Below are 5,227 nucleotides of genomic sequence, written 5' to 3'. Positions count from 1 at the left end.
ATTCAGATAAACGACTTAGCGACACCCAAACCTCTCTTCCTATCGACGCTATTTACACTTCAAAAAGCACTTTAGACAAGTGACCATAATTATTGGGCTGAGTTTACTGATTTCACACGCTGATAGCCACCTGGCACATTAGAAATTAAACCTTTTAGCTCCAAGCTCACCAGGTTTTGCAATAGCACGCCAGCTTCCAGTTGGCTCTCGCTAGCTAGAACGTCAAAGGAGGTACACTGAAAATCAATCAGAGGTAATAGCTTTCCTTCATCGGGCAAAAGTTCATGTGACAACTGAGTTTCAGCTGCATGACCCTCAGCCTTGCCCACTATAGCGCTTGTACTGCGCCCAATCGGACTCTCACGCTTTGAGTTATTGGCGGAAGACGCTACCGTCATACAAGAGTCCCGACAAGGAAAAGCTAGAATATCCTCGACACATGTCACCAGCTGCGCTCCCTGTTTAATCAGATCGTTGCATCCGGCAGCCACTTCACTATCAATAGGCCCTGGAATGACATATACCTCCCGATTCTGTTCTATCGCATAATTCGCAGTGATTAATGATCCGCTTTTCAGGCCAGCTTCAACAATCAATGAACCCTGAGAAAGCCCCGAAATCAAACGATTTCGTCGCGGAAAATTTGCAGGCACAGGCAGAGACCCTAAAGCCATTTCCGACACCAGCACTCCTCGATCCATAATTTGCTCTGCTAGTTTTTGATTTTGCCTTGGGTAAACAAGATCTAAGCCCGTCCCCAAAACCGCACAGGTAATGCCACTTGCTTCCAAGGCTCCTCGATGGGCCAAAGTATCAACCCCCAAAGCCAAACCACTAACGACATTCTGGCCCTGAAGGCTCAACTCATAGGCAAAAGAATAGGCATGCTGTTTCCCGGCCATACTTGGTTTTCTGCTACCCACAACGGCTAAGGCAGGCAACAATAAAGACTCCAGACAGCCTTTCAGATAGATCATAGGCGGCGGACAAAATACTTCCTTTAATAAAGACGGATAGCCTGCATCCTCAATACTTAATATATGCTGTCGCGCAGGTTCCGACCACTCCATCAACGTCTCGGTCGAACGTGGAAGCGCCTGGGATAATGCAGCTTCATTAATGTTGACCAGGGCTCGTGCCATCACTGGTTTAAGACCGCTTGAGCATAAAGCCTCGTAGTCAGCTTTCGTAAGCGCGTCAACGCTCCCAAAGTGAGAATAAAGGTGATAAAAAGTCTTCAGGCCCAAGCCTTTGACTGCAGAAAGTTGTGCGATGTATTCGCAACTTGAAGAAATAGCCATACGATCATCCTTAATCGATTTATTAGCAGAATGCCCTATTCCGGGCCTAGGTATACTTTGCCAAGCAATCGCCCAACAAAAAAGGCAGCTTAATCCTTAAGCTGCCTTCAGTTTACTTTAATCTTTACAGCCTCGCTAATTCAAGGCTCAGGTTCAAATCAAGGCGTACGAACCTCGTCCATCACAGCAAGTGGGCGTGTTGCTTTCAAAACCAAGCCGTAGCTCAATTTCTCAAAGACTCTAAACACCATTAACAAACCTGCACGCTGTGAAGGTAACTCAATCTTTTCTTTGGTGTAAGGATCACGAACCAAGCCGCCTCTCTTGTATACTGCGAGTACATTACCTTCCTTAATACCATCACGCTCGCCGCGGTTGATAACAACAACATTATACTGACCAATATTACCAACACCTGAAGCCACAGAAATCATCTTGCCTCGAATATCATGCTCTGGCTTACTTGGCACAAAATTAGAGTTAATCATTCTATCTTCAGTCGGCAACAAGCGGTCACCTTGGCGCAATTCTTCACTGCTACGAAGAATATTCAGCGTCACAACTTCTTTGTTTACTTGATCAACATCTGCAGTGGCAATCGCTTTCGCTTCAAGCCCCAATAATTCATTCGTTTCGGGGTCAATATAAGTCTCGCTAGAACGATATACGGCTACTTTCTCAGCACCCTTAACGTCACCTCGAGCGAAGACCGTATCACCAGTCCCGGTGATCAGGTGATTCTCACGACCGATAAGCACGTAAGGCGCCATTTCCATCTCTTCTTTTTCAACAATTCGGTTCTGAGACAAGAAACTGGCTATTGCATCAAGTGGAATCGTCGGAATCGCAGCAGAAATTGGCGTTGCCTTAATTTGAGGACTGAGCTTAACCACGCCATTTTGAGGGCCTGCCTTCAAGGTAGTAAGTCGCGGTTGGCCATTAATATATATCAGACCAATAATATCACCAGGATAGATAAGGTGAGGATTCGAGACCTGAGGGTTCGCATGCCAGATTTCTGGCCATAGCCAAGGCGACTTCAAAAAGCGCTCTGAGATATCCCACAAGGTATCACCCTTTACGACAACGTAACGATCCGGGTGGTTGTCAGCCAATTCAGGGGATGCCAAGACGGATTGAACCAGCGCCAGGCTTGTCAATATTACGGAGATGAGTAACTTTCGGATCATGTGCTGCCTACATAATAAATTTATGTCTAAGATATAAGTGTGCGAAAAAAAGGCACGGTATCTAGAAAACTATAGATCAAGATTTAACAATTTGTACTAATTTCCTTTTCTATAAGATAATAGTAGCAGTGATATCGTGACACGCACCACAATTTAATACTAGTACAGCGCTAATAAACCAGCCATAACAGGATCCACATGTCGATTTTAGAAATTTTAGAATATCCAGACCCTCGCCTTCGTACTCTGGCCAAACCGGTCGAAGAGTTTGATGACAATCTGCAAACCCTTATCGATGACATGTTTGAGACCATGTATGATGCTCCCGGCATTGGTCTGGCAGCAACACAGATAGATCGCCACCTCCAATTAATAGTGATGGACCTGTCAGAAGATAAGAGCGAACCACTGGTATTTATTAACCCTAAAGTCACTGTTTTAGAGGGTGAGCTAGAAAAAATGCAAGAAGGCTGCCTGTCCGTTCCTGGCTTTTATGAAGATATTAGCCGAATCGAACATGTGCTGATCGAAGCGCTAGACCGACAAGGCAAAGAGTTTAGCCTAGAAGCAGAGGGGCTACTAGCCGTTTGCATCCAACACGAAATGGATCACTTAAACGGTAAACTCTTTGTTGACTATTTAAGCGGTTTAAAACGTAATCGTATCAAAAAGAAACTAGAGAAGATTCATCGCAGTCAGGAACGCGCTTAAAACGCCTTTTATCATATCTGTGCGATTTTTATTTACCCAATTTAAAAAAGTGATTTCAGTTTGAAGATTATCTTTGCCGGTACACCGGAGTTTGCAGCCAAAAGCCTCCAAGCCATTATTGACCAAAACCATGAGGTCATCGCCGTCTACACTCAGCCAGACCGTCCGGCAGGGCGTGGCAAGAAGCTCGTAAAAAGCGAGGTAAAACAGGTAGCTGAAGCGCATGGCATTCCAGTATTCCAACCTGAAAAGCTGACAAACCCCGAGGCCCAGACGGAACTAGCAGCGCTCAAGGCAGACCTAATGATTGTAGCGGCTTATGGCCTGCTCCTACCTAAAGCAGTGTTGGACATGCCCACTTTCGGCTGTATCAATATCCACGCGTCTTTACTTCCACGCTGGCGTGGCGCTGCGCCGATTCAGCGTGCAATTCAGGAGGGTGACCGTGAAACGGGCATTACCATCATGCAAATGGACGTAGGCTTAGATACCGGCGACATGCTACTCAAACTCAAAACCGATATCACTGACCAGGATACTGGCGGTAGCCTTCATGACCGGCTCGCTGAACAAGGAGCCAGCGCGATTTTGCAATATCTCGAACAGCGTGAAACATTAGCGGCTGAACCTCAAGATAACGAACTGGCGAATTACGCACATAAACTGAGTAAACAAGAAGCTTGCATTAACTGGCAAGATAGCGCCCAACAGATCTGTCGCAATATCCGAGCGTTCAACCCTTGGCCGGTATCGTTTCTGGAGTTTCTTGATGCAAAAGGGAAAGTTCAGCGTGTCCGTATCTTTGAAGCATCAGAAGTCGAAACAAACGATGACCGAGTAGCCGGTACTATTCTGGAAAAAACCAAAAACGGCATCATTATCCAGTGTGGCCAAGGCGCTATCAGCATTCAGCAACTCCAACTTCCGGGGGCAAAAGCCATGGACGTTCAATCTTTCGTGAACGGCGGTAAAGCGCTATTAAATGCGGGAGAGCAGCTGAATGTCAATCATGACAACTAGGTCTGGCGGACGCAGTCGTCGCCAATCACGAGCTAGACGCTCCAAGCAAAATATCCGACTTCCTAAGCTACCTGCAATAGAAAGCTTAAGCAGCGTCAGAGCGCTTGCCAGCCATCTTTTACACAGTGTCGCTTATGAACAAAAGTCACTGACTGCACTCATGCCCATCGCTGCTGAACAGGTGGCAGATAAAGACGGCGCCCTTCTTCAGGAAATTGTCTATGGAGCCTGTCGCTGGTACGAGTATTTGGCAAATAACCATAATCAGTTTTTGGAAACACCGCTCCAGCACGAAGATAAACTGGTTGAAAGCATTCTAAAAGTAGGGGCTTACCAACTCCTATTCATGCGCACACCCGCCCACGCTGCAATTAATGAAACTGTGCAAGCCGCTGCCGAGCTGGGAATAGAGCACTTTAAGCCTTTGATCAATGCAGTGCTTCGAAAAATATCCGCCCTGCCAGCGATCGAAGCAGGTGAAGCAACAAACGAAATCATTAATGCCAGCTACCCTGAGTGGATTAAAGAAAAGGTTAAACATAACTGGCCAGAAAAGTGGCAAGATATTCTTCGCCAGGGAAATGCACGCCCTCCGATGACACTGAGAGTTAATCGACAGTTCGCTGAAAGTGACGAACCAAGACAACACTACCTGGATTTACTAACGGAACAGGAAATTGAAGCGCAAACTTGCGCCTTCAGTTCTTTCGGCATCCAGTTGCTCAAACCGGTTCCCGTAGCCGCTTTACCCAAGTTTCGCGAGGGCGCAGCAAGCGTTCAGGATGAAGCAGCCCAACTATGTTGTGACTTACTGGAACTAGAAGAAGGCCATAAGGTACTCGATGCCTGTGCCGCACCAGGCGGAAAAACCTGTGCGATCCTGGAATCCCAAACAGGTATTCACCTGACGGCGCTAGACTCTGAAGCAAGTCGAGCCGCAAAGATCGATGAAAACCTTAAACGACTAAATTTTCAGGCAGAACTTAAGGTATCACGCGCCGAAGA

General features: G+C 46.6%; 5 protein-coding genes. 3 read left to right on the top strand and 2 right to left on the bottom strand.

Annotated elements, in window-relative coordinates; genetic code table 11:
• Positions 1 to 89 precede the first annotated feature (89 nt).
• Both dprA and A3756_RS09410 read right to left on the bottom strand, forming a co-directional pair.
• The gene (dprA, locus tag A3756_RS09415; RefSeq protein ID WP_068512827.1) at positions 90 to 1,301 is read right to left on the bottom strand and encodes a DNA-processing protein DprA; all 1,212 of its coding nucleotides are present in this window, start codon (positions 1,299 to 1,301) and stop codon (positions 90 to 92) included.
• 158 nt (positions 1,302 to 1,459) lie between these two features.
• Complete coding sequence (locus tag A3756_RS09410) at positions 1,460 to 2,491, bottom strand: LysM peptidoglycan-binding domain-containing protein (protein WP_231872321.1); 1,032 nt, start codon at positions 2,489 to 2,491, stop codon at positions 1,460 to 1,462.
• Positions 2,492 to 2,689: 198 nt separating this feature from the next.
• Here A3756_RS09410 and def point away from each other — a divergent pair, with 198 nt between their 5' ends.
• The 3 genes from def to A3756_RS09395 all read left to right on the top strand — a co-directional run.
• Entirely contained in the window at positions 2,690 to 3,202 is a 513-nt protein-coding gene (gene def, locus A3756_RS09405; RefSeq protein ID WP_068508982.1) for a peptide deformylase, read from the top strand.
• Positions 3,203 to 3,262: 60 nt separating this feature from the next.
• Positions 3,263 to 4,222 carry a methionyl-tRNA formyltransferase gene (gene fmt / locus A3756_RS09400; protein WP_068512830.1) on the top strand — a complete coding sequence of 320 codons (960 nt, stop codon included), beginning with the start codon at positions 3,263 to 3,265 and terminating at the stop codon, positions 4,220 to 4,222.
• Positions 4,203 to 5,227, top strand: a 1,025-nt coding sequence (locus tag A3756_RS09395) for a transcription antitermination factor NusB (protein WP_068553391.1), incomplete at its 3' end; no start/stop codon positions are given. The genes fmt and A3756_RS09395, both read left to right, overlap by 20 nt.

Source organism: Oleiphilus sp. HI0086 (assembly GCF_001635225.1).
This window is presented reverse-complemented; position numbering and strand designations above follow the sequence as displayed.